The sequence below is a fragment of the Formosa sp. Hel1_31_208 genome (genome assembly GCF_900104785.1).
In the GTDB taxonomy this organism is placed as follows: domain Bacteria; phylum Bacteroidota; class Bacteroidia; order Flavobacteriales; family Flavobacteriaceae; genus Psychroserpens.
Window position 1 is genome coordinate 437417 of record NZ_LT629733.1, and the last position, 26052, is coordinate 463468.

A 26052-nucleotide genomic window follows, 5' to 3' on the forward strand; every position below is an offset into this window, starting at 1 on the left:
TGCTAAACGAATAAATAAAACGAAACCACAACACTATAATATTATCCTGCTGTGGTGTCTTCCCATTGGGATTATAGGATTATCTCTAATTCTACTTTATAAAGTTTACTAAACACCAATTAATTATAACATTTAAAAAGCCTCTAACAATTTCTGTTAGAGGCTTTTTTATAATAAAAGGTGATTGATTAATTCGCTCTTTGGATATAAACCCAAGCACTTCGGCGCTTGCCTCCTTCATATTCCATGGTATAGAAGTAAGTTCCAACAGGTAATTCCTCACCATCGTTTGTTTGACCGAACCATTCATCAACATAATTTGTTTTAGAATACACGAGAGTACCATATCTATTGAATATTTCCAGCTTGGTCACACCATAACTACTTAAATCAAAGAAGTCATTCATACCATCGCCATTAGGTGAGATTCCTTGTGGAATGATACAACTTTCAAGTTCAATAACTGTTTGAGTTGTAATACTTGAACATCCCGTATCATTAAAGATCACTTCAATCTCATAGTCACCCGCAAGTAGTACAGGTAAAGTAAGACCATTTTCTCCTGCAATTAATCCGCCATCTAAATACCAATTAATTGCGACTTCATCAGTCGTGTAATTGACTGGTGTAGCTTCAATAATAATTGGAACTGTTGCATTAGGACATACCTCATAGTCAAAATCATCAGTAAAGGTTGTTTCTGGTTCTGTTCCAAGAACTAAATTAAAACTCGTGGTATTAATACAGCCAGAAGTATTATTGGTCACCTGAGCAAAAATGGTTTGTGGGTCAGATACACTTGTATATGGACTCACTAGTGGATTAACACCATCAAAAGCATCTTGTTCTGTTAAGTGATACGTTACAGTATAATCTGAAGGACTTTGATTCTCACCTAATATTGGTAAATCATTATCAAATAAAGTAAACACTGCAATATCCGCACCTATTGAACATCCAACTAAATCTGGTGGTGTATTTGCTTCAGGTAGTGGTAAAAACTCTACTATGATTTCATCAGAAATAATACATGACGGTGAAAAGATGATTTGTGTCGTATAAGTTCCAGCTTCAGTTACTACTAATGAATTGGTTATTTCTCCTGGAATTACAAACCCATCTTTAAACCATACGTGTTCCACCGATGGTGCTTGAGTTTGTAGTATTATTTGTTCTCCAAGACATGCTGCTGTTCCTGCTGCTACAGTAATATCTGCACCTAGCTCAACTTCTCCGATATCAAAACTACCAGCCTTTAAGAATACTCCAGAATCAAGAGCCGAGTCTGTAGCATCTGCAATCACTAATTTAATGCGATATGTCTCACCAATATTTACTGGAGAAAATGCCGTAAACACCTCCGTTCTGCCATCAAATGACATTGGAGGAAGATCTTGAGGTGTATAACCTCCAAAATATTCTTCATTTATCGCTGGACAGAACCCATTATCTGGATGAATATTAGTAACTAATATTGGTGTTGTCGTTCCTGGTAATACTGCCAAGTTAGTTGTGACATTATTACTGTCTGTAAGTAAGAAAGCGAAAGCATCAGAGAAATTACATTCAAAACTCCCCATATCATACTCTTCTGAAGCCATTAAGAAATCAAAGCTGATTTCGTCTGATAGTGGCACAAAATCAAACTCAATAATAGTTGCATTGTTAGTGTTTACATTTGCAATTGCGGCAAGATCTGGGTCACCAGGCCAAGCCGTTGTTCCATCACTCATAGCATTGAAGTTAGGTCCTGCTGCCAAGGCTGCATTTCCTGAAGATAAAAGTAATCCGTCCTCAAAAGGGAAACTTCCAGCATCTGCTTCAAAATAACCAATACCATTAACTTGGCCAAAGTCTGTTCCAGTAGTCCAAGTAATATTACTAATTTGAGCACAAGGGCTATCAATTAAAACATCAATAACTAATTCTTCTACAGTATAAGTTGTTTGATCTACAGATACATTTCCCGTCCCAGGTCTGATACATAAATCAAATGTATAATCTACAGCATCACCACCGGCGGAAAATACTCTTATAAAATAATTGCTTCCAACGGTTAATGATGGCGTAAGACTTGCATTTGCGTCAGAACAATATAATTCTACTAACCCATCACAGGTTCCTTCGTAAACAGCATGATCTAAATTTTCAAAGAAGCCAGTACTATCAATATTTATAAATTGAATAATCTGAAATTCATTTAATGCTGTAAACTCGAACCATACATCATCATCTGGATTACCAGCACAAGAACCATCTGGCACACCTGACGGTGTTGCTTCCAATAGACTACCCGATGTTATAATCGTACAACTATCATCAGCATTTACGCCTGCAACAGTTGCACTACACGGATTGTCATTTACCGGTGGACAAGCAAGTAATTGTATTGCACTACTATTAATCACACAATTGACATCTTGATCATTGCTTAGAGTAATAATTACATCCACTCCAAATGGGAATGGTCCAACTTGGTAAACACCAACTGCTGGTGCTGAAACCGTATTTGCATCGATATTATTTGAGATTGTAAGTGATGTAGCATCGCCTAAACTTGTGACATTAACATCTACTAAAAATTGATCACCATTAGCACAATCATCTACGACTTGATAGGTAGCATCTGGATTGATACATGTAGCACAAGCTACTGTATAGTCAATTCCATCAGAACAACAGAAACTTCCTGATGCACAACTTACCGATCCGTCTGATTGTATTTGGAATGAAATAGTATCTCCTGTAGATTGGAAGGTTAACCCTGAAATATCGCCATTGTTACCTTCGTCATTATATAATTCAGTAACACCATCAGAATCAAACACCACTAAGAAATCAAAAGGTGCACCCTCTATCTCTCCAGCATTAAATGTTAAATTAAGTGGTGAACCATCTGAACTCGTATAGGTAAATACCTCAGAATCATTATTACCATAACATACCGAGCCCATTACTGGACCTACAGCACAGTCTACATCAAAATTAGTCTGTATCGTTGTGGTAAAGTTTACTGGACCTGCCCAGATACTGAATTGACTACCACAATCTGCACGTACCCAAACTTCATAATCAGTCTCAAAACTTAAACCTGTTATACTCGCTGAAGGTGTCCCTACTGTTGTTCCTGCTCCTGTTGGCTCTCCTGTTCCTGCCGGAACTACAACATATTCCCATGAGGTCTCCCCACTGTTAGCATCCCAAGCAATATCAGCTGTCGTTCCTGTTATATTGGTCACTGTAATTCCACTTGGTGGTATACAGAAGTTTCCACAAGACTCTACACGGATAAAGTCAATAGACATATCTCCTTCAAATCCTGTTCCTGCTCCACCATAACTAAACTCTAAATAGATAACCTGACCTAAATAAGCATCTATGTTGATCCCTACAGGAACCCAAGCTTCTGCATCTGAAGTCTGTAAATCGCCTATCCATGTGAATACATTTGTAAACGGTCCTGCTACATCATTGGATATCCCAACATTCAAAGTTCCCATATCGTCTCCAAAAGCATGGAAGAAAAAGGATAGCTCTGCACCATCTAAAGCTGTTGTTAAATCAATCGCTGGACTTATAGCCGAAGCAATTGTTGATGAATTCCCGGAAGCCTCATACTCTAAGTGTGTCCCTGCACCGCCATCAAAAGCGTTTGCTGGACCTGTACCAAATGAGTTCGCTCCTGCTGCTGTTATATCCCAATTACCATCACTACCATCAAATCCCGTACCTGTCCATCCTGCTGGTGGATCCTGATCAAAATTCTCTGTGAAAATAAATGACGATGAGCCTGAAGCACACGTCACTCCCACTGGTGGTGGTGGTGGGGTATTTAAGGTCGTAAAGTTTATAGGACCTATCCAGCTACTTAATCCATCTACACCACAATCTGCACGTACCCATACCTCATAGGCTGTACTTGGTGTTAATGGTGTCGCTGTATATGGATTGTTGGTTGTGGCTAGACCTGCTCCTGTTGGAACACCTGTGCCTTGTGGTTGTACTGCAACTTCCCATGAAGCCTCTGCGCCTCCTGGTGTCCAGCCTATATCTGCCGATGTATCCGTAACATTAGCCAATGTTAATCCTGTTGGCTCCTGACATGACGGAATAGCTCGTACTCTAAAATTGTCTACAAATATCTCGTTATCCTCTGGATCATCAACTGTACCCTCTGAACCTAAAATACCAAACTGTACAATCTGTCCTGAATAAGCCGTTAAATCAAAAACAACCTGTGTCCCTGTTGCCGGTACTGTACTGGTATTATCAAAGGTTACTAAACTTGTCCATGTCCCTCCGTTATCTGTGCTTATTAATAATTGTACCGTATCATCTGAACCTAAGGTTCCTGCATTGTCGCTACTACCAAACTGCATGATCCCAAAATCAAAGTCGACCTGAAATGGTCCACCTGTTAAATCAAATTGTGGTGATAAAATCCAATCACTCTTTGCTGCCAACCATAAATTTATAGAGTAAGCTCCTTCAAAACCGTTATTTAAAAATCCGTCCTGATTCCAATCTCCTGCACCTAATCCTTGAGGACCTGTCGTGGCATCTCCATCACTAGCCTCATCCCAACAGTTTGGAATTATCGTTGTAAAACTCTCTAAGTAATCTGGTGTAAATACATCACATGCTGATAAAAAGTTTACTGCTCCTACCCAGTTACTAAAGCCATTAGCTCCGCAATCTGCGCGTACATAAACCTCATAATCTGTTACTGCCGCTAAGCCTGTTGCTGTATATGGATTGTTAGTCGTCGAGACACCTGGACCTGTCGGAACTCCCGTCCCTAATGGCTGTACTACAACTTCCCAATTCGTCTCTGATCCTGCTGCGGTCCAACTAATATCTGCCGTAGTTGATGTAATACCACTAATTGTTATACCTGTTGGCTCCGGACATGTAACATCAAATATCGAAACGGTATCAAAAGCTACCCCTTCATCTTGTACAGAACCATCTGAACCAAAGGCTACTCTTAAAATAACATTTGACTCGCCTGCTAATCCTGTCAATGCATGACGAGCTACAACCCATCCACCAGATCCTGAACCAGCACGTCCTGTCCAACCTTCCTGTTGTCCTCCTGGATTACCTGCTATAGTATTGTCGGTATACCAGTTGTTTGGATCGCCAAATGCACCGACATTTTGCCAACTAGCTCCAGAATCTATCGAGGATTGTAAAACCATCCCATCCCAACTAAACTCTGAATTCCACCATACACTCAGCTCTATTGATGGTGCTGCTAAACTCGTTAAATCAAATACAGGACTTACTACAAAAGAATCATCATTGTTATTATAGTTCCCTGTTAAATTCGTTACCCAGGCATTTGACCCTGAATCCGCACTGTTAATTACACCAGCGGCCGGAGCGCCTAAAGCCCAAGTGCCACCATTTGTGTTGTCGGCTAACCAGCCACCATCGCCTGATTCAAAATCTTCTAAATATGGATAGGAAGTGATTTGTGCATTAACCCAAGAACAACTCAGAATTAGTGCTATGATTAAGATAAATTTTTTCATGTTTTATGGTTGTTTAAAACGTTTTCTTTTACATAATATGTACTTCAAAGAAAAACAATAAAAGCCCTGTTTGATAAATTCAGGGCTTTATATTGGTTAGTTATTCATTTAATATATAATTTTTATTGTGCTTGTGGACCTCCACTAACGATAATAAATTCTGATCTTCTATTTAGCTGATGCTCTTCATCTGTACAGTTAGAGCCGCAATTAACTTTAGGTTCATTTTCGCCTTTACCCATTCCTGAGATCCTTGATTTATCAATTCCCTTAGAAACCACATATTGTACGGTAGTTTTTGCTCTTCTATCAGACAAGCGCTCATTGTATGAAGCAGAGCCTCTGCTATCTGTATGCGATGCTGCATTTACAACTAAATCAGGATACTTATTCATAATTTGAACTAACTTATCTAATTCAAAAGCGGCCTGAGCTGTAATATTAGATTTATCGAAATCAAAATAAATTGGATTTAATTCGATTCGATCTGCAGCAATTATTTCTTCGATTGGATCTAAAGCAATACTCACTTGAACTTCTTCTTCTTCTGAGCCACTCACTGTAACCTTTCTGCTTTCAAAGCCGTCCATGGTTACTTCTAATTCTGAAGACTTCCCACATTCAACGATAAATTCAACAGTACCATCCGAATTCGTTACTTTCGATAAAACTTTATTACCTTCTTCATCATACATAGTGACCGTAGCCGCATTTATAGGATTTCGTGTTTTAGAATCTGTAACAGTGGCGGCAATTAACACATCACAAAGTGGTTGTAATTTTTTAATCGCATAAATATCATCACTACCTAAACCACCTTCTCTATTTGACGACACATACCCTTCTTCCGTTTCTTCATCTAAATGAAATGCAAAATCATCGGCATTACTATTAATAGGAATCCCAACATTTCTTACTGGAGCCATCTTACCATCAATTACCTTGGTGTAAAAGACATCCAGATTTCCAAGTCCAAGATGTCCATTTGAAGAGAAATATAGGGTGTTGTTACTACTTACATAAGGAAACATTTCTTGACCTTGTGTATTTACTTTTTGACCTAAATTTTCTGGTGATCCTAGCGACCCATCGTCATTAATACTTGCTTTATAAATGTCAAATAACCCATAACCTCCAGGCATATCTGATGCAAAATATAAGGTTTTGCCATCTGCACTTACTGAAGGGTTCTTCACTGAATAATTTTTACTATTCATTGGGAATCCCTCAACATTACTCCATTTACCATCTGTTTTTGTTGCCTTAAACAGATGTAATAAACTATATCTAATTTTTGTAATAGAATCTTTTTCAAATTCTTTCTCAAAAAAGCTTTCTCTAGAGAAATACATTGAATTTCCATCAGGAGAAAAGGATACCACACCTTCATGATATTTTGTGTTTACTTTATCTTCAACCAATGTAGCTGCCTGATAAGTGCCATCTTCATTTTTAGTGAGTTCATAAATATCTAAAAATGGTTCCTCATTCCAACCATAAGTTCTACGAGACGTATTTCTAGCAGAAGTAATGTATAATTTACCATCTTGAAGTGTTCCTCCAAAATCTGAATACTTCGAGTTAAACGCTAAGTTTTGGATATTGAATTTTTTTCCTTTTTCTAAAATTTTTGGCAAATAATCAGGATTTTTATTAAATGCTATTGCTCTATCATCACTAGGACGCATTTTTGCAAACTTGGCCATTTGTTGATTTGACTCTTCATATTTCCCATTTGCTTTTAGCATTTGTCCATACTTAAAAATAGTCTCTGGGTTATCAGAACTTTCCAAAGCTTTTGCATACCAGCGTTCTGCTTCTTGAGTATTAAAAATATTATAGTAGGATTCTGCTAATTGGCTATATACGTAAGTATCTGCCTTACCATCTTCAACCAGTTTTGCATAATCTTCTGCAGCTTCAACAAACTCATATCTATTAAAGTGTTTATCTGCTTTTTTAGTGTCTTTATTTTGAGCAATCAAGCTGAAACTACCCAACGCTGCAATTGTAAAAAGTGTTAATAATTTTTTCATAATGTTTTAGCTTAATTGGTTAGAAAAATCTTGGTGAACGTGAAACTTTCTTCGGAAAGTTTAAATCAAATAACAACATAAATTCATGTGATGCAGGCGCATAAGCCTTAATATCAGACGTTACGGCATCGTAAGCATAACCTATACGAAGTGATGGTGTTATTGCAAAATTAATTAAACCAGAAAATGAATCATCTAATCTATATGAAGCACCTAGTTCAAGTTTATCGAAGAATAATGCATTAAGGTTGGCATCAAACGATGTTGGTGCTCCAAACGCAGATTTTACTAAAAATGAAGGCTTCAGCTTTGTCTTTGGTGATAAATCAAATACATAACCACCAGTTATAAAATAATGTGCTTCTTCGGAACCAAGCTTATTTCCATTCGCATCCAAATGAACAGAGTTCAAAATATTTGGTAATGATGCAGCGAAGTAATACTTGTCCGTATAATAAAAGAATCCAGCACCAATATTTGGTGTGGTTGTATTAATATTTTGAAAAAACGGATCATTTGGATCGATAAGATCTATTCCTGCTAAGCCAATATCATGAAACGTTGCTCCTGCCTTTATACCAAAAGCTAGTTTATGTTCTCCTCCCAATTTAAGCGTATATGAGAAATCCGCATAAGCATTAGTTTCTTTGATTGGTCCGACTTCATCTGAGATGATAGATAGGCCTATTCCTACTTTATCACCAACAGGTAAATGCCCAAAAAATGTTCCGGTTTGCGGTGCTCCATCAATTCCTGCCCACTGCGAGCGGTAAAGAAGTCCAAACGAAAGGTTCTCTTTTGAGCCTGCATAAGCTGGGTTGATGACATTCATATTATACATGTACTGTGTATATTGTGGATCTTGCTGTCCATACACTTGTGTGGCAATGAGCAACACAATAATGATATAAAATTTTTTCATTTGTTAGTTGTTTGATTTAGTTGTTTTTGGATGAATTCAATGAATTCTTAATTGTTGATTATAATTAATTATTTAGTTAAGTCGTTGTATGTATACCCAAGCACTTCTTCGTTTACCATTTTCATATTCCATGGTGTAGAAATAAGTTCCTACTGGTAATTCATCGCCGTCATTAGATTGACCATACCACTCATTAGTGTAATTTGTTTTAGAATACACTAAAGTCCCATTACGGTTAAAGATTTCTAGCTTAGTTACGTCATAACTACTAAGGTCGAAGGTATCATTAAATCCATCTCCATTAGGCGAAATCCCCTGAGGAATCACACAACTTTCTAGTTCAATAATATCTTGTGCAGTAATACTAGAGCATTGAGTTGTATCATTAAATGTGACTTCAATCTCGTATAATCCTGCTTCAAGTACCGGCAATGTTAATCCATTTTCACCTGCAATCACACCACCATCTTGATACCAAGTAATTGTTACTTCAGACACATCAAAGTTGTTTGCAGTTGCAGTAATCTCGATTGGAACTGTAGCATTTGGACATACCTCATAATCAAAATCAGTTGTAAAGGTTACACTTGGTATTGGCTTTACAACAAGATCAAATGGTGTTGTTGAAAAACAGTCAAATGCAATATTACTCTCCACTCTAGTGTAAATGGTTTGTGAACCGCTACTGTATAATGCAGAAGTATCAATAGCATTAGAACCGGTTTCGGCATCGGACTCAGTTTCATAATAAGTCACTGTAAAATCTACAGCATTTTGCCCATCTAAAACATTCACGTCGTGAGCCGCTAAATCAAATAAAGCTATCCCATCAGAATCGTCATCACATTCTTCAATCGGAACACTAGCAGCATCAGGTGTTGGTCCTGAAATAATCAAATCAAAACTTGTTGTTGCAAAACAGAATTCTGCACTCGCATCTTCTATTCTTGCAAAAATGGTTTGAGGGTTTGATATATTCGTATAAGGAGAAGTTAAAGCTCCTGTATCTGCTTGAGCATCTGCCAAACTTAAGTGATAAGTTACATTAAAATCTGTTGACGCTTGTGCTCCTAAAATACCAGCTGTTTGAATTTCCAAATCAAAATCTTCAATTTCATCAGCTGAGATATCATCACAAGTTATGATATCATTTACCGCATTCGCTATAGGTTCATCACCAAAGTTAAGCGTTACTGTATCTTGAGCTTGCGCATCACATTGTTCATCAAAAGCTATAACAGTATAGGTGTTTGATGCTGAAACCGTTAATGTTGGTCCAGTTTCTCCTGGGATAATAAATCCATTTTCATACCACTCATAGGTATCGGCAAATGGTGAATCGGCAGATAATTCAAAATCAGGGAAACCACAGAAATTTTGATCAGGCCCTAAATCAACCTCGATTTCTGCAGTAATATCTCCATCATTTGGACCACCTGTATTTGTTTGACTTATGGATATAGTACCAGCATCATCAGAGAAATTAGTAACTAAAAGCACATATATTTCTCCTGATATAGCATTATCAATTGTTAAATTTTCCGTTGGAGCTGCAGAGTAACTACAATCTACAATATTTCCAAATGGATAAAAGTTAGGGTTTCCTGTATTATTAGGACAGTCACCACCTGGGTTAGGACAGCCCAAATCTAAATTACCACAGGCATCATCTAAAGATGCAAAAGGTCCCCAAAGCACAAAATCAACATCTAATCCATTTCCATTTTCATCCACTTGGTCAATTTGAATTTCAATTAGACCAGGATCACCAATTTGAATGATATTCCAAGTTGGATTTGGTGCAGAAAATAAACATGCGATATCTGTTGGATCAGGTATTCCAATGATATTTGATGTAGTCAATGAGCCTCCTACCTCTGCACAGAAGTTTTCTGCATTTTCACAAATAATATTGGTAGGCGCTTCTTTAATACAGAGATCGAACGTTGTTGTCTCAGAATTATTACCTCCTGAAAATACCCGAATGAAATACGTATTCCCAACAGTCAATGAAGGTGTAACACTTGCTGTACCGTCTGTACATTCTAATTCTATTAAACCATCACAAGTTCCTTCATAGAGTGCATGGTCTGTATTAAATCCACCTCCTTGAATATTCACTAATGATATTAATTGTACTTCGCTTAATGCTGTAAACTCGAACCATACATCATCATCTGGATTACCAGCACAAGAACCATCTGGCACACCTGACGGTGTTGCTTCGATTAAAGTCCCTGATGTTGTAAGATCGCATGTTTCGTCATCATTGACTACTGCTACAGTTGCATTACACGGATTGTCATTGGCTGGTGGACAAGCAAGTAATTGTATTGCACTACTATTAATCACACAATTGACATCTTGATCATTACTTACAGTCACAATCACATCTACTAAGAATGGGAATGGCCCAATTTGGTATGTGCCTGGTGTGGTAACAGGAACTGTCGTCGCATCGATATTATTTGAAATTGTAAGTGATGTAGCATCGCCTAAACTTGTGACATTAACATCTACTAAAAATTGATCACCATTAGCACAATCATCTACGACTTGATAGGTAGCATCTGGATTGATACATGTAGCACAAGCTACTGTATAGTCAATTCCATCAGAACAACAGAAACTTCCTGATGCACAACTTACCGATCCGTCTGATTGTATTTGGAATGAAATAGTATCTCCTGTAGATTGGAAGGTTAACCCTGAAATATCGCCATTGTTACCTTCGTCATTATATAATTCAGTAACACCATCAGAATCAAACACCACTAAGAAATCAAAAGGTGCACCCTCTATCTCTCCAGCATTAAATGTTAAATTAAGTGGTGAACCATCTGAACTCGTATAGGTAAATACCTCAGAATCATTATTACCATAACATACCGAGCCCATTACTGGACCTACAGCACAGTCTACATCAAAATTAGTCTGTATCGTTGTGGTAAAGTTTACTGGACCTGCCCAGATACTGAATTGACTACCACAATCTGCACGTACCCAAACTTCATAATCAGTCTCAAAACTTAAACCTGTTATACTCGCTGAAGGTGTCCCTACTGTTGTTCCTGCTCCTGTTGGCTCTCCTGTTCCTGCCGGAACTACAACATATTCCCATGAGGTCTCCCCACTGTTAGCATCCCAAGCAATATCAGCTGTCGTTCCTGTTATATTGGTCACTGTAATTCCACTTGGTGGTATACAGAAGTTTCCACAAGACTCTACACGGATAAAGTCAATAGACATATCTCCTTCAAATCCTGTTCCTGCTCCACCATAACTAAACTCTAAATAGATAACCTGACCTAAATAAGCATCTATGTTGATCCCTACAGGAACCCAAGCTTCTGCATCTGAAGTCTGTAAATCGCCTATCCATGTGAATACATTTGTAAACGGTCCTGCTACATCATTGGATATCCCAACATTCAAAGTTCCCATATCGTCTCCAAAAGCATGGAAGAAAAAGGATAGCTCTGCACCATCTAAAGCTGTTGTTAAATCAATCGCTGGACTTATAGCCGAAGCAATTGTTGATGAATTCCCGGAAGCCTCATACTCTAAGTGTGTCCCTGCACCGCCATCAAAAGCGTTTGCTGGACCTGTACCAAATGAGTTCGCTCCTGCTGCTGTTATATCCCAATTACCATCACTACCATCAAATCCCGTACCTGTCCATCCTGCTGGTGGATCCTGATCAAAATTCTCTGTGAAAATAAATGACGATGAGCCTGAAGCACACGTCACTCCCACTGGTGGTGGTGGTGGGGTATTTAAGGTCGTAAAGTTTATAGGACCTATCCAGCTACTTAATCCATCTACACCACAATCTGCACGTACCCATACCTCATAGGCTGTACTTGGTGTTAATGGTGTCGCTGTATATGGATTGTTGGTTGTGGCTAGACCTGCTCCTGTTGGAACACCTGTGCCTTGTGGTTGTACTGCAACTTCCCATGAAGCCTCTGCGCCTCCTGGTGTCCAGCCTATATCTGCCGATGTATCCGTAACATTAGCCAATGTTAATCCTGTTGGCTCCTGACATGACGGAATAGCTCGTACTCTAAAATTGTCTACAAATATCTCGTTATCCTCTGGATCATCAACTGTACCCTCTGAACCTAAAATACCAAACTGTACAATCTGTCCTGAATAAGCCGTTAAATCAAAAACAACCTGTGTCCCTGTTGCCGGTACTGTACTGGTATTATCAAAGGTTACTAAACTTGTCCATGTCCCTCCGTTATCTGTGCTTATTAATAATTGTACCGTATCATCTGAACCTAAGGTTCCTGCATTGTCGCTACTACCAAACTGCATGATCCCAAAATCAAAGTCGACCTGAAATGGTCCACCTGTTAAATCAAATTGTGGTGATAAAATCCAATCACTCTTTGCTGCCAACCATAAATTTATAGAGTAAGCTCCTTCAAAACCGTTATTTAAAAATCCGTCCTGATTCCAATCTCCTGCACCTAATCCTTGAGGACCTGTCGTGGCATCTCCATCACTAGCCTCATCCCAACAGTTTGGAATTATCGTTGTAAAACTCTCTAAGTAATCTGGTGTAAATACATCACATGCTGATAAAAAGTTTACTGCTCCTACCCAGTTACTAAAGCCATTAGCTCCGCAATCTGCGCGTACATAAACCTCATAATCTGTTACTGCCGCTAAGCCTGTTGCTGTATATGGATTGTTAGTCGTCGAGACACCTGGACCTGTCGGAACTCCCGTCCCTAATGGCTGTACTACAACTTCCCAATTCGTCTCTGATCCTGCTGCGGTCCAACTAATATCTGCCGTAGTTGATGTAATACCACTAATTGTTATACCTGTTGGCTCCGGACATGTAACATCAAATATCGAAACGGTATCAAAAGCTACCCCTTCATCTTGTACAGAACCATCTGAACCAAAGGCTACTCTTAAAATAACATTTGACTCGCCTGCTAATCCTGTCAATGCATGACGAGCTACAACCCATCCACCAGATCCTGAACCAGCACGTCCTGTCCAACCTTCCTGTTGTCCTCCTGGATTACCTGCTATAGTATTGTCGGTATACCAGTTGTTTGGATCGCCAAATGCACCGACATTTTGCCAACTAGCTCCAGAATCTATCGAGGATTGTAAAACCATCCCATCCCAACTAAACTCTGAATTCCACCATACACTCAGCTCTATTGATGGTGCTGCTAAACTCGTTAAATCAAATACAGGACTTACTACAAAAGAATCATCATTGTTATTATAGTTCCCTGTTAAATTCGTTACCCAGGCATTTGACCCTGAATCCGCACTGTTAATTACACCAGCGGCCGGAGCGCCTAAAGCCCAAGTGCCACCATTTGTGTTGTCGGCTAACCAGCCACCATCGCCTGATTCAAAATCTTCTAAATATGGATAGGAAGTGATTTGTGCATCAGCACACCAAATTGAAAAAGCAAAAAGGAATGATAACGAGAGAATAATTTTTTTCATGTGAATGAATGCTATTAAATTATTTTAATTAATTGATAGTTAGTGTCTTAAGTTTATTCCGAAGGGCAAAAGGGAATAATTTCGACCTTAAAAAGTCTTTACCTTGCGACTCCTATAAGTAACCGAAGATAAAAAAAATGATAGTTAACAAACCGTTAACATTGTTATAATAGATGAACCGCAATTATAATCGACAAAAAGAAAAAAGACCTTGTATACTTATTATTCAGTTATGTCAAGTTGAAGATAAACAGGAAAGTGATCACTATAGCCGCCTTTGTATTTCTTTCCAACGAAGGTCCTAAACGGTTGGCCCTTAAATTTACCTTTATATTGGGTTAAGAATTTCTCGTCATAAATATTAGCATCATCAAACTTTAGACTGTTATTTTTAGTTTCAAAAAAATTAGTAGTAAAAAGTATCTGATCGAACAAGTTCCACTGGAAGTTGTGGTTAAGTGTTCCTCTTGTATATGACAGCAAGGTTTCCATAGGATTGTATAGCTGTCCTTGTTGGGTCAAGAATTTAATACTGTCATTACTAGGGTTATCATTAAAGTCTCCCATGACCAATATTTTAGCTCCCAGATCCTCTTGTTTTATTTGATCTATAATATCGATAACCTTATGTGCTGCTTTCAAACGTTTGTGACGAGATTCCTGTTCGCCTTCGCGTCTAGATGGCCAATGATTGACAATACAATATACTTTTTCAGAATGCAGAATCCCAGATACAAGCAAAATATCTCTGGTATAATCTTGATCTCCTATCTCATCTTCTAAATAAATTGAAAACGTTTTGGAACTTTCTAATTTAAAGACTGTTTTATCATAGATTAAAGCAACGTCTATACCTCTTTCATCTTGTGAATTGTAATGTACAAAATCATAGTCATAAGGTTTTAGGTCATTACTTTCAATTAAATCTCTGAGGACGTTCTTGTTTTCAACCTCAGCTAATCCAACAATTGCCGGAGGTTTTTGAGTCACATCGAATCCTATTTTTGAAATTACTTGACCTAGTTTGTAGATTTTTTGATCATACCGCTTTTTAGTCCAACGTTTTTGAGCTCTCGGCAAAAAATCATCATCATATTTTGTAACATCATTATAAATATCGAATAAGTTTTCGAGATTATAAAAAGCAATAGTGTATATCGTAGTTTTTAAGTCTTGAGAATCCACAACACAAATTTAAGTTTTAAAATGCAATAGGCGAACATTCAATTATGTAACTTTGTTGAATATTCAAATATATGATTGAAAAAAAAAATATAGCGCTTGAAAAAACAGTACTAATTGGTGTTATTACTAGAGATCAAAATGAAGAACAGTCTAAAGAGTATTTAGATGAATTGGAGTTTTTAACCTACACCGCTGGTGGTGAAGTCTTAAAGCGCTTTACTCAGAAAATGGATATGCCTAACCCCAAAACCTTTATTGGTTCAGGGAAAATGGAAGAAGTACAACAGTATATTGAGTCGAATAATGTTGGGACAGCGATCTTTGACGATGAATTGTCTGCAGCTCAAGAACGAAATATTAGTAAAATACTAAATGTTAAGGTTTTAGATCGCACAAACTTAATCTTAGATATCTTTGCTCAGCGTGCACAGACTAGTTATGCTCGCACTCAGGTTGAATTAGCACAATGTGAATACTTATTACCTCGATTAAAAGGGATGTGGACTCACCTCGAGCGCCAAAAAGGTGGTATTGGTATGCGTGGACCAGGTGAAACTGAAATAGAAACGGATAGACGTATCGTTAGAGACAAAATCGCATTGCTAAAAGCCAAAATAAAAACTATTGATAAACAAATGGCGGTTCAACGTGGTAATCGTGGTAAGATGGTTCGCGTCGCTTTAGTAGGTTATACCAATGTAGGTAAATCTACACTAATGAATGTGGTTAGTAAAAGTGAGGTATTTGCCGAAAATAAACTGTTTGCCACCTTGGATACAACGGTGAGAAAAGTAGTGATTCAAAACTTACCATTCTTATTGACAGATACTGTTGGATTTATAAGAAAGCTTCCTACTCAGTTAGTAGATTCGTTCAAAAGTACTTTAGACGAGGTTCGTGAGGCTGATTTATTGCTTCATGTTGTGGATATTTCCCATGTTAATTTTGAAGAACACATTGAATCTGTAAACAAAATACTTGGTGAAATTGGCTGCTCAAATAAGCCCACCATTATGGTGTTTAATAAAATAGATGCTTATAGTCCTGAGCCTTATGATGATGATGACCTTATAACAGAAAGAACGTCATTACATTATTCTCTTGAAGAGTGGAAAAACACATGGATGAATCGTGTGGGGAATAATGCCTTATTCATTTCTGCTTTAAATAAAAAGAATTTAGATGTCTTTAAAAAGCGGGTGTATGATGAAGTGAGAGAGATTCATGTGACACGCTTTCCTTATAATCACTTCTTATATCCAGATTATTCGGAGGAAGAATAAAAAACTCTTGCTAAATAAAAAAGCATCCCGATAATTTCGGGATGCTTTTTTATTTATATCAAACGAGTCCGTTTTAGAATTTGTAAGTCAATCCTAAAGTATAGTATGTTTGTAATTCATTATCTACATTATCAAATGTTGGTTCAGTTTGAGCTGGAACTGCTGTTGCATCATAATTACCTAAAGCGAAATTAAGTGCTTCTTGCTTATTGCTTCTTAATCCGAAGTCAAAACCAACACCAATCATTTTCCACAGTGTATAGCTAAATGAGTTGGTCCAGGTTACGTTAGATAAATCTCCACTCTTATAGCTTTGAAACATCGATAAATTGGACTTAAAATTCACGGCTCCAATTTGTCTTGTATAATCGGCAACAATCTTAGCACCTAAAGAGGACTCAAATACATTGTCATTATCTGCGAATACAAAGTTATAGTTCAATGGATGAATAACCACGATTAAATTTTCAATCGGTGTCCAAGTTGCACCAATACCTACATCTAAATATCCAGGGTTATTAAAATTATTCAAAACAGTAGTTCTGTATTCCAATAGTGCAGAAGCAGCTAATTTAGACGTAATGTTTCTTCCGTATAAAGATGAAATATTAAACACATCTGTTGTTGGTTCAAACTTATCACTATCGAATTCAGTGTCTTTGTTATCTAATTTTGTCCAGTTTAAGTTCGTTGTTAATGCGTTTCTCCAAAAGAAATTCTCTTCAATTAAATTCGCATATCCATTTACTGTAAATCCAATATTTCCCGAGGAGTTATTAGGAGCACCTTGAGCATACCAGTTACTAAAGTTCGATAAACTTCCTCCAATAACACCGAAAGCACCAACTCTCCAACCTGGGAGTGCATCTATTTGTGCTTGTAGCGCATCAGCCTCTGATTGAGCTGCGTCAGCAACAGCTTGTTTTTCGGCTTTTTGTGCTTTTAATTCCTCTTTCGTTTGAGAAAAACCAAATGAAATTGAAAGCATTACCGCCACGGTTAAAAGTAATTTTTTAGTCATAATATTAATTTTTATAATTCTTAAATATGCAAATATAATTGATTAGTGATTTGAACACCAAGAATTTGCATCAAAATGAAATTTTGGTATTTTATTCTAACAATAAGACACCTAAAAACATTTTAAGTCACATTACACCGAGAATTTATTTTCTTTTAAAAAGTGGCACGGCAGAACAAGCTTCTCCGTACATAATTGATTTGGCCACTGATTTTAATTTCGCAGAGAGCATTAAATAGGCATTTGTAGGCACTGGTTTATTTGCACATCCTTTTATAATAAGAGGTTTATCTTGATATGGCGAAACATCTAAATTTGTTATAATGTCCTGATAAATTGACGACTCAAGCGCTTCTAAATCTCCAATACAAACTTTACGTGCATAAGGCTGTAATTCGAGTGTCATTAACATAAATGCCCAAGCAGGAATAATTGCATCCGTAGAACAAGTGAGTACTACAAATTGATCTTGATGTTGCTTCCAATCATAATCTTTGACTTGCTGTCTAAACTCTTTTTCTTTAAGCACGAAACCTTCATACAGCCAATCTTTAATATCAAAAACAAAACGCAAACCTGCTGGATAGTAGTCTTCGAGATCAACGACCATCAACTTACTTAAAGCAACTCGATTTATAATATCTTCAGCCATATTATAACATTCCTAATTCTAATTTTGCTTCTTCACTCATTAAGTCCTGACTCCATGGTGGATCAAATGTGATTTCCACTTCAGCGGACTTAACATCATTTAAAGATTTTACTTTTTCTTCGACCTCTAATGGCAATGTCTCTGCTACCGGACAGTTTGGAGTGGTTAATGTCATTAAGATTTTGACATCGTAATCTTCATTCACAAAAACATCATAGATAAGTCCTAATTCATAAATATCTACAGGAATTTCGGGGTCGAAAATAGTCTTGAGTACTCTTACTATTTTTTCTCCTAATAAGTTTGTATCTAATGTTGCTTCACTCATATGTAGCTAATTTATTTGGGTTTGGTATGCGAGCGCATACATTTTGATTTGTTTAATCATACTTACCAATCCGTTTGCACGAGTAGGAGATAAATGTTCTTTTAATCCTATTTGGTCAATAAAATCGGTATTACTTTCAATAATATCTTTTGGGTGTTGATTAGAAAAGGAACGAATTAATATAGCAATAATTCCTTTTGTAATAATGGCATCACTATCTGCAGTAAACACCACTTTATCATCTTGCATTTCTGCGTGTACCCAAACTTTACTTTGACATCCTTTGATAATATTCTCATCAGTTTTGAACTGTTCGTCAATTAGCGGTAGGGTCTTACCTAAATCTATCATATATTGATAGCGCTCTTCCCAATCTTCAAACATTGAAAATTCATCTATAATCTCTTCTTGTATTTCTGCAATGGTCATCTTAACAATAAATTTTTCAGCTAAAAAAGCTTTGAAAATAATACCTGCAAAGATACAATATCTCTATTGTTTCTCCATCATGGATTTAATAGATAGTATTTTATTTACAATATCGTGTATTGGTTTTGGAGGTTTTCCATGATCAAAAAGGTCGGTTTTATAAATCTCGTCCCCTTTTGCTATTTCAAGATAGGCCATAGCAGCGGCATCATATTGAAATGAAGTTGATAGAGGCTTTAAGTCTGCTATTGATTTCTCATCCGTTTCATTAAGTAATTTATAGAACGCTTCTTTTTCTTCCTGCGGCATTTGATAAGTATTCCAAAGTTTAAGCATATTATCACTAGTATAGCTAATGGAATCCCCTTCAATTTTAATTTTCAGAAAAAAGCCTCTTGTAATCGCTTGATACGTAACTGTTGTGCTATCTTGAATTGTTCTTTCGGCCATTTCGGTAGTTACATTAGTTGTCATTTGTGCTTTTTTTTGATCACACTCCTTAGCTGAAATCAGCATTATGAAAAGGCTAATTATAAATTTCATTATTAATAAATTTAAGTTCAATAGTAATATTACAAAAAAGAAGCCAAAGTCATGCTAATCCTAAATGTAATAAAAAAGGATGTCAAAACTGACATCCTTTCTTTGCGTGTAACAATTTACTTTTATTCTAATTGGCCATTCCTGCTCTTGGTCCTCCCGATTGAAATACACTTCTCATTCGTGTCTTTTGACCTGAAGAGAACATGTACATGCAATCATCATTAACATAATCCATATAATTCATGGTCATGTCATTAGATCTGCAATTCACAGTTGGGTATGAAGGGCAGCCGTAATTAGGAGCATCTGATGTAGGAGTATCTGACACAAAATCATCTCTATTACATCTTCCATCTCCCCAAATATGACGCAAATTTAAATAGTGACCTACTTCATGCGTTAATGTTCTTCCACCATCAAAAGGAGCTGACACAAATCCTGTCGTTCCAAAATATTGAGGTGAAACTACAACACCATCTGAAGCTATTGGCCCTCCCGGAAATTGCGCATAACCAAGAATTCCACCACCAATATTACAAACCCAAATATTTAAGTGAGTTTCCGGTGTTACTGGAGGATAGGCCGCTTTCATTGCATCATTGGTTCCCCAAGAGCCTCTATCATCTGGATATCTATATGTGCCTGCCAAACTGAATTGAACTTCTGTATCGGCAACCAAACCTGCAAATTCTCCAGGCACTTGATTTACATCATTATTTGCTGCTCTAAAATCGTCATTTAAAACAGACATTTGAGAATTTATTTGAGTGCTACTGATATTTTGTTGAGCGTTGCTATAGATTACATGTACATATACCGGAATAGTAATAACACCTAAGTCATCAGGAGTTCCTCCGCCTCCGCCGTCTCCACCACCAGGTCCACCACCATTTCCATTTCCATTTCCTGGACGATAAGCATTTGTAGCAAATTTTCTTGTATTGTATTCAATGTTATACATCTTTTTATAGAGCCCTGGGTCCTCTTCAAGTAGCCTATTTAAATTGGTCATAGAATGGCATGGTGTAAAACCATTTCTGCTTTGCTCTCCATTATCAGAATCGGTATAAACAAAGAAATCACTCATATCAATTTTACTCTGCTCTTGCAGCATATCATTTTTGTCGGATTCACATGATGTAAAAATCAGGGCTAGAGCGGCTAAGCTCAAAAAAAGTTTTTTCATTTTTTGTATGTTTTAGTTAGAAATCCTGATGAATATATAATTTTTTAATAAAATTTTAACAAAAAACTGTTTTTTTTCGACAAAAAGTACGAAAGTTAAAAACTTCAAAAACAAAAAAAACACCTAAGCAGGTGTTTATCAAACTTTTAGTTAAAAAAACTAAGATAACATCATTTTTGCTTTCTTCACGCCTGCCACCAAAGCATCAATTTCAGCTTTTGTATTGTAGAATGCAAACGAAGCTCTAACCGTTCCTGGAATTTTATAGTAGTCCATTATGGGTTGTGCACAATGATGACCTGTGCGGACTGCGATTCCCATTTTATCCAAAATAGTACCTATATCATAAGGGTGAACCCCTTCAATATTAAAAGAAATTACGGACGTTTTGTTTTTGGCGGTTCCGTAAATCTTTAGACCTTCAATTTGGGATAATTGATTGGTAGCGTATTCTAATAACTCCTGTTCATAAGGTGCGATACGATCAAAACCTATGTCATTCATGTAGTCTATGGCAGCTCCAAAAGCAATCCCACCACAAATATTTGGTGTTCCAGCTTCGAATTTATGTGGTAAGCCAGCATAAGTGGTCTTTTCAAAAGTTACTTGGTCAATCATTTCTCCTCCACCTTGATATGGTGGTAATTTTTCAAGCCATTCTTTTTTACCATAAAGCATACCCACGCCTGTTGGACCGCACATTTTATGAGCACCACAAACATAAAAATCAACATCTAAAGCTTGAAGGTCTGGTTTGATATGCGGACAAGATTGAGCGCCATCTACAACTACTGCAGCTCCAACCTCATGAGCTTTAGATATGATATCCTGAATAGGATTAATGGTTCCTAAAGCATTAGAAATATGATTCACAAAAACCAGTTTTGTATTCTCAGAGAGTAAACCCTCATAGTCACTCATAATCAACTCGCCTTCCTGGTTCATTGGAATGACTCTTAAGGTCGCACCCGTGCGTTCACAAAGCATTTGCCATGGCACAATATTACTGTGATGTTCTAGAGCAGAAACAAGAACCTCATCATTTTTATCTAGTAAGTTTGAAAATCCGTTCGCCACCAAATTAAGCCCATGAGTGGTTCCAGAGGTTAGAATAATTTCATAGCTATGTTTCGCATTAAAATGGTTCTGAAGTTTTAATCGTGCGCCTTCATATAAGTCGGTTGCTTCTTGACTCAAGGTATGAACACCTCTATGGATATTGGCATTATAATTCGAGTAGTAATCAACAATTACATCAATGACCTGTTTAGGTGTTTGAGACGTTGCCGCATTATCAAAATATATTAAGGGTTTTCCATTTATCTTGCGGTTTAAGATTGGGAAATCTTCTCTGATTTTATCGACGTTAAATTTAATATGTTCTATTGTATTATTCATTATAAATCAAACCCAATATTAACACCTAATTTCTTTGCAATAATCTTTGTAATACGCTGTTTGATTTCAGGAATTTTCACCGAGTTCAAAACGTTGTTACTAAAGGCGAACATCAATAAGGCTTTCGCTTCTTTTTCTGGAATTCCACGAGAACGCATGTAAAACATAGCACTGTCATCTAACTGTCCAATGGTACATCCATGAGAACATTTCACATCGTCGGCAAAAATCTCTAACTGAGGTTTTGTGTTAATTGAAGCCTTATTACTTAATAAAATATTATTATTAGACTGAAAGGCGTTTGTTTTTTGAGCGATTTTGTCAACCACAATTTTTCCATTAAAAACACCTGTAGATTGATCTCCAAAAATTCCTTTATAATCTTGATGGCTCTCACAATTTGGTTCTATATGATGCACTAAAGTGTTGTGGTCTACATGTTGTTTATCACCAATAATCGTAATCCCTTTTAATGTCGAGTCTATACGCTCTCCTTCCTGATAGTAATTTAGATTGTTGCGCGTCAATTGACCACCAAAAGAAAAGGTATGAACAGATGCATGACTTTCGCGTTTTTGCTTGATAAATGTGTTATCGATTAAAGACGCATTTTGTTTGTCATTTTGAATTTTATAATAATCAACAATGGCGCGCTTATTAGTGAAAATTTCAGTCACACTATTTGTTAGCACTGGATTATCAGTCAAACTCTGATGACGTTCAATAATTTGAACATGAGAATTTTCATCTACTACAATCAAGTTTCGAGGTTGAAGCATTAAGGCAGATTCATTTCCTGTTGAGAAATGAATAATTTGTATTGGTTTTTCTACTAACTTATTCTTCGGAATGTGAATATAAGCGCCTTCTTGAGAGAACGCAGTATTCAATGAAGTCAGACTCTCTTTAGTGGCTGCTTTATTAAAGTAGTTTTCAATGACTAATCTGTATTTTGGTTTTGATAACGCTGCCGACATTAAGCATACGTCAATTCCATCATGTGTGGTTTGAGACAAATGAGAGGAATATTTCCCATCAATAAACACAATTTTATAGGTATCGATATCATGGATAAAATACTTTTTAACATCGCTATATTCTACTGCATTTTCTTGCTTTGGAAATACACTATAATCGTGTTTTAATACGGCATTTAGTGAGGTGTATTTCCAAGCCTCATCACGCTTCGATGGAAATCCTTTGCTCTCAAATGCCTTTATTGCTTCACTTCGCACATCATGAACCGATGCCTCCACATCGATTGTGTTCTCAAATGCCATAAATGAAGATACTAGTTTATCTTTTAAATCCATGTTTTACAATGTTTAGTTTCTTAGGTTCGGTATGAAAGTAAAATACAATTCACAACATAAACCTTACAACTAGTTTATGCGTTTACTTCTTCTTTAATCCAATCGTACCCTTTTTCTTCTAACTCATGCGCTAGTTCTTTAGTTCCCGATTTTACAATTCGCCCATTGTACAAAACATGCACAAAATCTGGAACGATATAATCTAACAAGCGCTGATAGTGTGTTATTACAATTACAGCATTATCCTTACTTTTTAGTTTGTTCACTCCATTGGCAACAATACGCAAAGCATCAATATCTAATCCTGAATCTGTTTCATCCAATATGGCTAATTTTGGTTCTAACATCGCCATCTGGAAAATTTCATTACGCTTCTTTTCTCCACCGGAAAAGCCTTCATTTAACGAACGTGACAAGAATTTTCTATCGATTTCTAACAATTCAGCTTTTTCACGAATTAATTTCAACATCTCATTAGCTGGCATGTCGTTTAAACCTTTTGCTTTTCTTGTCTCATTGATAGCCGTTTTCATGAAGTTAGTAACGCTCACTCCTGGAATTTCAACAGGATATTGAAATGATAAAAACACACCTTTGTGTGCGCGTTCTTCGGCAGCTAACTCTTCAATATCTTCACCCTCTAAAAGAATCTGTCCTTTATCCACTTCATATTCTTCTTTACCTGCAATTACTGAGGCTAGCGTACTTTTTCCTGAGCCATTTGGTCCCATAATTGCATGAACCTCTCCTGGTTTAACTTCTAAATTAATTCCTCTTAAAATTGCTTTATTTTCAACGCTTGCGTGTAAATCTTTTATTTTTAACATAGCTATTTTGTTCCTAATTTGATAACATCGTTTTCTACCAACTCTGGTTTTGAAACTTTTAATATTTCTTTAATTTCTATTTTATTTTCCCATTCGTCTTTTACGCCTTCATTTTTAATAATACGACCACGAACAGTAACTGGTATCATTTGATATGGATCCGTTTTCAATTGTTCCACTTGCGCATTCAGATCTGTCAATTTATCATTTATAATGACACCATACATCTGAGTAGCGGTTTGCAAAACGGCTGCATTGTCCTGCTCTACAAAAAGAAATTTTCCATGAATAGCAATCAATCCATCACTTTGCTTGGCAGTTTTACCGTCTTCGCCTATTTCTGATTGATTTGATGACGTTGTATCACTAGCATCACTTTTTTTCTCGTCTTTACAGCTTACTATAACTGTAAACATCATACATATTACAATTATTTTTTTCATAATTTTTGTGTTATCCTACTGAACCTTCTAAGCTAATCTCTAATAATTTTTGAGCTTCAACTGCAAATTCCATAGGCAATTTATTAAGCACTTCTTTACTAAATCCATTTACGATTAAGGCTATGGCCTTTTCGGTAGAAATACCTCGTTGGTTACAATAGAAAATCTGATCTTCTCCAATTTTACTTGTTGTTGCTTCATGTTCGATTTGCGCAGATTTATTCTTGACCTCTATATACGGAAAGGTATGTGCTCCACATTCATTTCCCATCAGTAAACTATCACACTGTGAAAAGTTTCGGGCATTATCAGCTCTTGAGCTAATTTGAACTAGACCTCTATATGAATTCTGAGATTTCCCTGCAGATATCCCTTTCGAAATAATTGTAGATTTTGTGTTTTTACCAAGATGAATCATCTTAGTACCTGTATCTGCTTGCTGATGGTTATTTGTTACCGCAATAGAGTAAAATTCACCGACAGAATTATCACCTTTTAGTACACATGATGGATATTTCCAAGTCACGGCGCTTCCAGTCTCTACTTGTGTCCATGAAATTTTTGCGTTTGTCTCACACAAGCCTCTTTTGGTAACAAAATTATATACGCCACCTTTACCTTCAGCATTACCAGGATACCAGTTTTGTACCGTAGAATATTTAATTTCTGCATCATCTAAGGCGATCAATTCAACAACGGCCGCATGTAATTGATTTTCATCACGACTTGGTGCTGTGCAGCCTTCTAAATAACTTACATAACTCCCCTCGTCTGCAATCACAAGTGTACGCTCAAACTGGCCAGTTCCTGCTTGATTAATTCTGAAATAAGTTGATAATTCCATTGGGCACCGCACACCCTTTGGAATGTAGCAAAAACTGCCATCACTAAATACAGCACTGTTTAGAGCGGCATAAAAATTATCTTTCTGCGGAACTACCGTCCCTAAATATTTTTTTACTAATTCCGGATGTTCTTTAATAGCTTCGGAAATACTCATAAAAATAATACCTTTTTCTCCTAATGTCTTTTTGAATGTCGTTGCAACAGAAACTGAATCGACAACAATATCCATCGCTACATTATTCATTTTCTTCTGTTCATCTACCGAAATCCCTAATTTTTTATACATTGCTAATAGATCAGGGTCTACATCGTCTAATGTTTTATTTGGGTCTACGGCAACTGGAGCAGAATAATAAGCAATAGATTGAAAATCGGGTTTTTTATAATGAACATTTGCCCATTCAGGCTCAGCCATTTCTTTCCACGCACTAAATGCTTCTAAGCGCCATTCTGTCATCCATTCTGGTTCTTCTTTCTTCTTAGAAATTGCACGCACAATATCTTCATTTAACCCAATAGGAAACGTTTCAGATTCTATGTCTGTATAAAACCCGTATTCGTATTCTTTTGTTTTTAATTCTTCGCGAAGATCGTCTTCTGTATATTTATTGCTCAT

At 36.8% G+C, this 26052-nt stretch carries 17 protein-coding genes; 1 reads left to right on the top strand and 16 read right to left on the bottom strand.

The window, feature by feature from the left end:
- Positions 1-188: 188 nt before the first annotated feature.
- The 5 genes from BLT57_RS01830 to BLT57_RS01850 form a co-directional block, all read right to left on the bottom strand.
- The gene (locus BLT57_RS01830; protein ID WP_091421423.1) at positions 189-5537 is read right to left on the bottom strand and encodes a choice-of-anchor L domain-containing protein; all 5349 of its coding nucleotides are present in this window, start codon (positions 5535-5537) and stop codon (positions 189-191) included.
- 122 nt (positions 5538-5659) lie between these two features.
- The gene (locus tag BLT57_RS01835; protein ID WP_091421424.1) at positions 5660-7573 is read right to left on the bottom strand and encodes an OmpA family protein; all 1914 of its coding nucleotides are present in this window, start codon (positions 7571-7573) and stop codon (positions 5660-5662) included.
- Positions 7574-7592: 19 nt separating this feature from the next.
- Complete coding sequence (locus BLT57_RS01840; protein ID WP_091421427.1) at positions 7593-8495, bottom strand: type IX secretion system membrane protein PorP/SprF; 903 nt, start codon at positions 8493-8495, stop codon at positions 7593-7595.
- Positions 8496-8567: 72 nt separating this feature from the next.
- Positions 8568-13982 (bottom strand): fibronectin type III domain-containing protein, encoded by a 5415-nt coding sequence (locus BLT57_RS01845; RefSeq protein WP_091421429.1) that lies wholly within the window; start codon positions 13980-13982, stop codon positions 8568-8570.
- 222 nt (positions 13983-14204) lie between these two features.
- Positions 14205-15167 (bottom strand): endonuclease/exonuclease/phosphatase family protein, encoded by a 963-nt coding sequence (locus BLT57_RS01850; RefSeq protein WP_231928750.1) that lies wholly within the window; start codon positions 15165-15167, stop codon positions 14205-14207.
- Between the two features lie 71 nt (positions 15168-15238).
- On the opposite strand from BLT57_RS01850, the gene hflX reads away from it, so the two are divergent.
- Complete coding sequence (gene hflX, locus BLT57_RS01855) at positions 15239-16450, top strand: GTPase HflX (protein WP_091421432.1); 1212 nt, start codon at positions 15239-15241, stop codon at positions 16448-16450.
- Between the two features lie 73 nt (positions 16451-16523).
- Here hflX and BLT57_RS01860 read toward each other — a convergent pair whose 3' ends face one another.
- The 11 genes from BLT57_RS01860 to sufB form a co-directional block, all read right to left on the bottom strand.
- Positions 16524-17471 (bottom strand): DUF3078 domain-containing protein, encoded by a 948-nt coding sequence (locus tag BLT57_RS01860; RefSeq protein WP_091421435.1) that lies wholly within the window; start codon positions 17469-17471, stop codon positions 16524-16526.
- A 145-nt stretch (positions 17472-17616) separates the two neighbouring features.
- Positions 17617-18123, bottom strand: coding sequence for a DUF2480 family protein (locus tag BLT57_RS01865; RefSeq protein ID WP_091421440.1), 507 nt, complete (start codon positions 18121-18123; stop codon positions 17617-17619).
- Position 18124: 1 nt separating this feature from the next.
- Entirely contained in the window at positions 18125-18451 is a 327-nt protein-coding gene (locus BLT57_RS01870; RefSeq protein WP_091421443.1) for a DUF59 domain-containing protein, read from the bottom strand.
- Positions 18452-18457: 6 nt separating this feature from the next.
- Positions 18458-18880, bottom strand: a complete 423-nt coding sequence (locus BLT57_RS01875; RefSeq protein ID WP_091421445.1) for a SufE family protein — start codon at positions 18878-18880, stop codon at positions 18458-18460.
- A gap of 63 nt (positions 18881-18943) precedes the next feature.
- Positions 18944-19423 (bottom strand): hypothetical protein, encoded by a 480-nt coding sequence (locus BLT57_RS01880; RefSeq protein WP_091421447.1) that lies wholly within the window; start codon positions 19421-19423, stop codon positions 18944-18946.
- Positions 19424-19550: 127 nt separating this feature from the next.
- Positions 19551-20609: a zinc metalloprotease gene (locus tag BLT57_RS01885; protein ID WP_091421448.1), complete on the bottom strand. Its 1059-nt coding sequence runs from the start codon at positions 20607-20609 to the stop codon at positions 19551-19553.
- 159 nt (positions 20610-20768) lie between these two features.
- The gene (locus BLT57_RS01890; protein WP_091421450.1) at positions 20769-22007 is read right to left on the bottom strand and encodes an aminotransferase class V-fold PLP-dependent enzyme; all 1239 of its coding nucleotides are present in this window, start codon (positions 22005-22007) and stop codon (positions 20769-20771) included.
- A complete protein-coding gene (sufD, locus tag BLT57_RS01895) occupies positions 22007-23320 on the bottom strand; it encodes a Fe-S cluster assembly protein SufD (RefSeq protein WP_091421451.1) in 1314 nt (437 codons plus the stop codon). Before sufD ends, BLT57_RS01890 begins: the two co-directional genes overlap by 1 nt.
- Before the next feature lie 74 nt (positions 23321-23394).
- Positions 23395-24147, bottom strand: coding sequence for a Fe-S cluster assembly ATPase SufC (sufC, locus tag BLT57_RS01900; RefSeq protein WP_091421453.1), 753 nt, complete (start codon positions 24145-24147; stop codon positions 23395-23397).
- Positions 24148-24149: 2 nt separating this feature from the next.
- Complete coding sequence (locus BLT57_RS01905) at positions 24150-24590, bottom strand: hypothetical protein (protein ID WP_091421457.1); 441 nt, start codon at positions 24588-24590, stop codon at positions 24150-24152.
- A gap of 10 nt (positions 24591-24600) precedes the next feature.
- Positions 24601-26052 carry a Fe-S cluster assembly protein SufB gene (gene sufB, locus BLT57_RS01910; RefSeq protein ID WP_091421460.1) on the bottom strand — a complete coding sequence of 484 codons (1452 nt, stop codon included), beginning with the start codon at positions 26050-26052 and terminating at the stop codon, positions 24601-24603.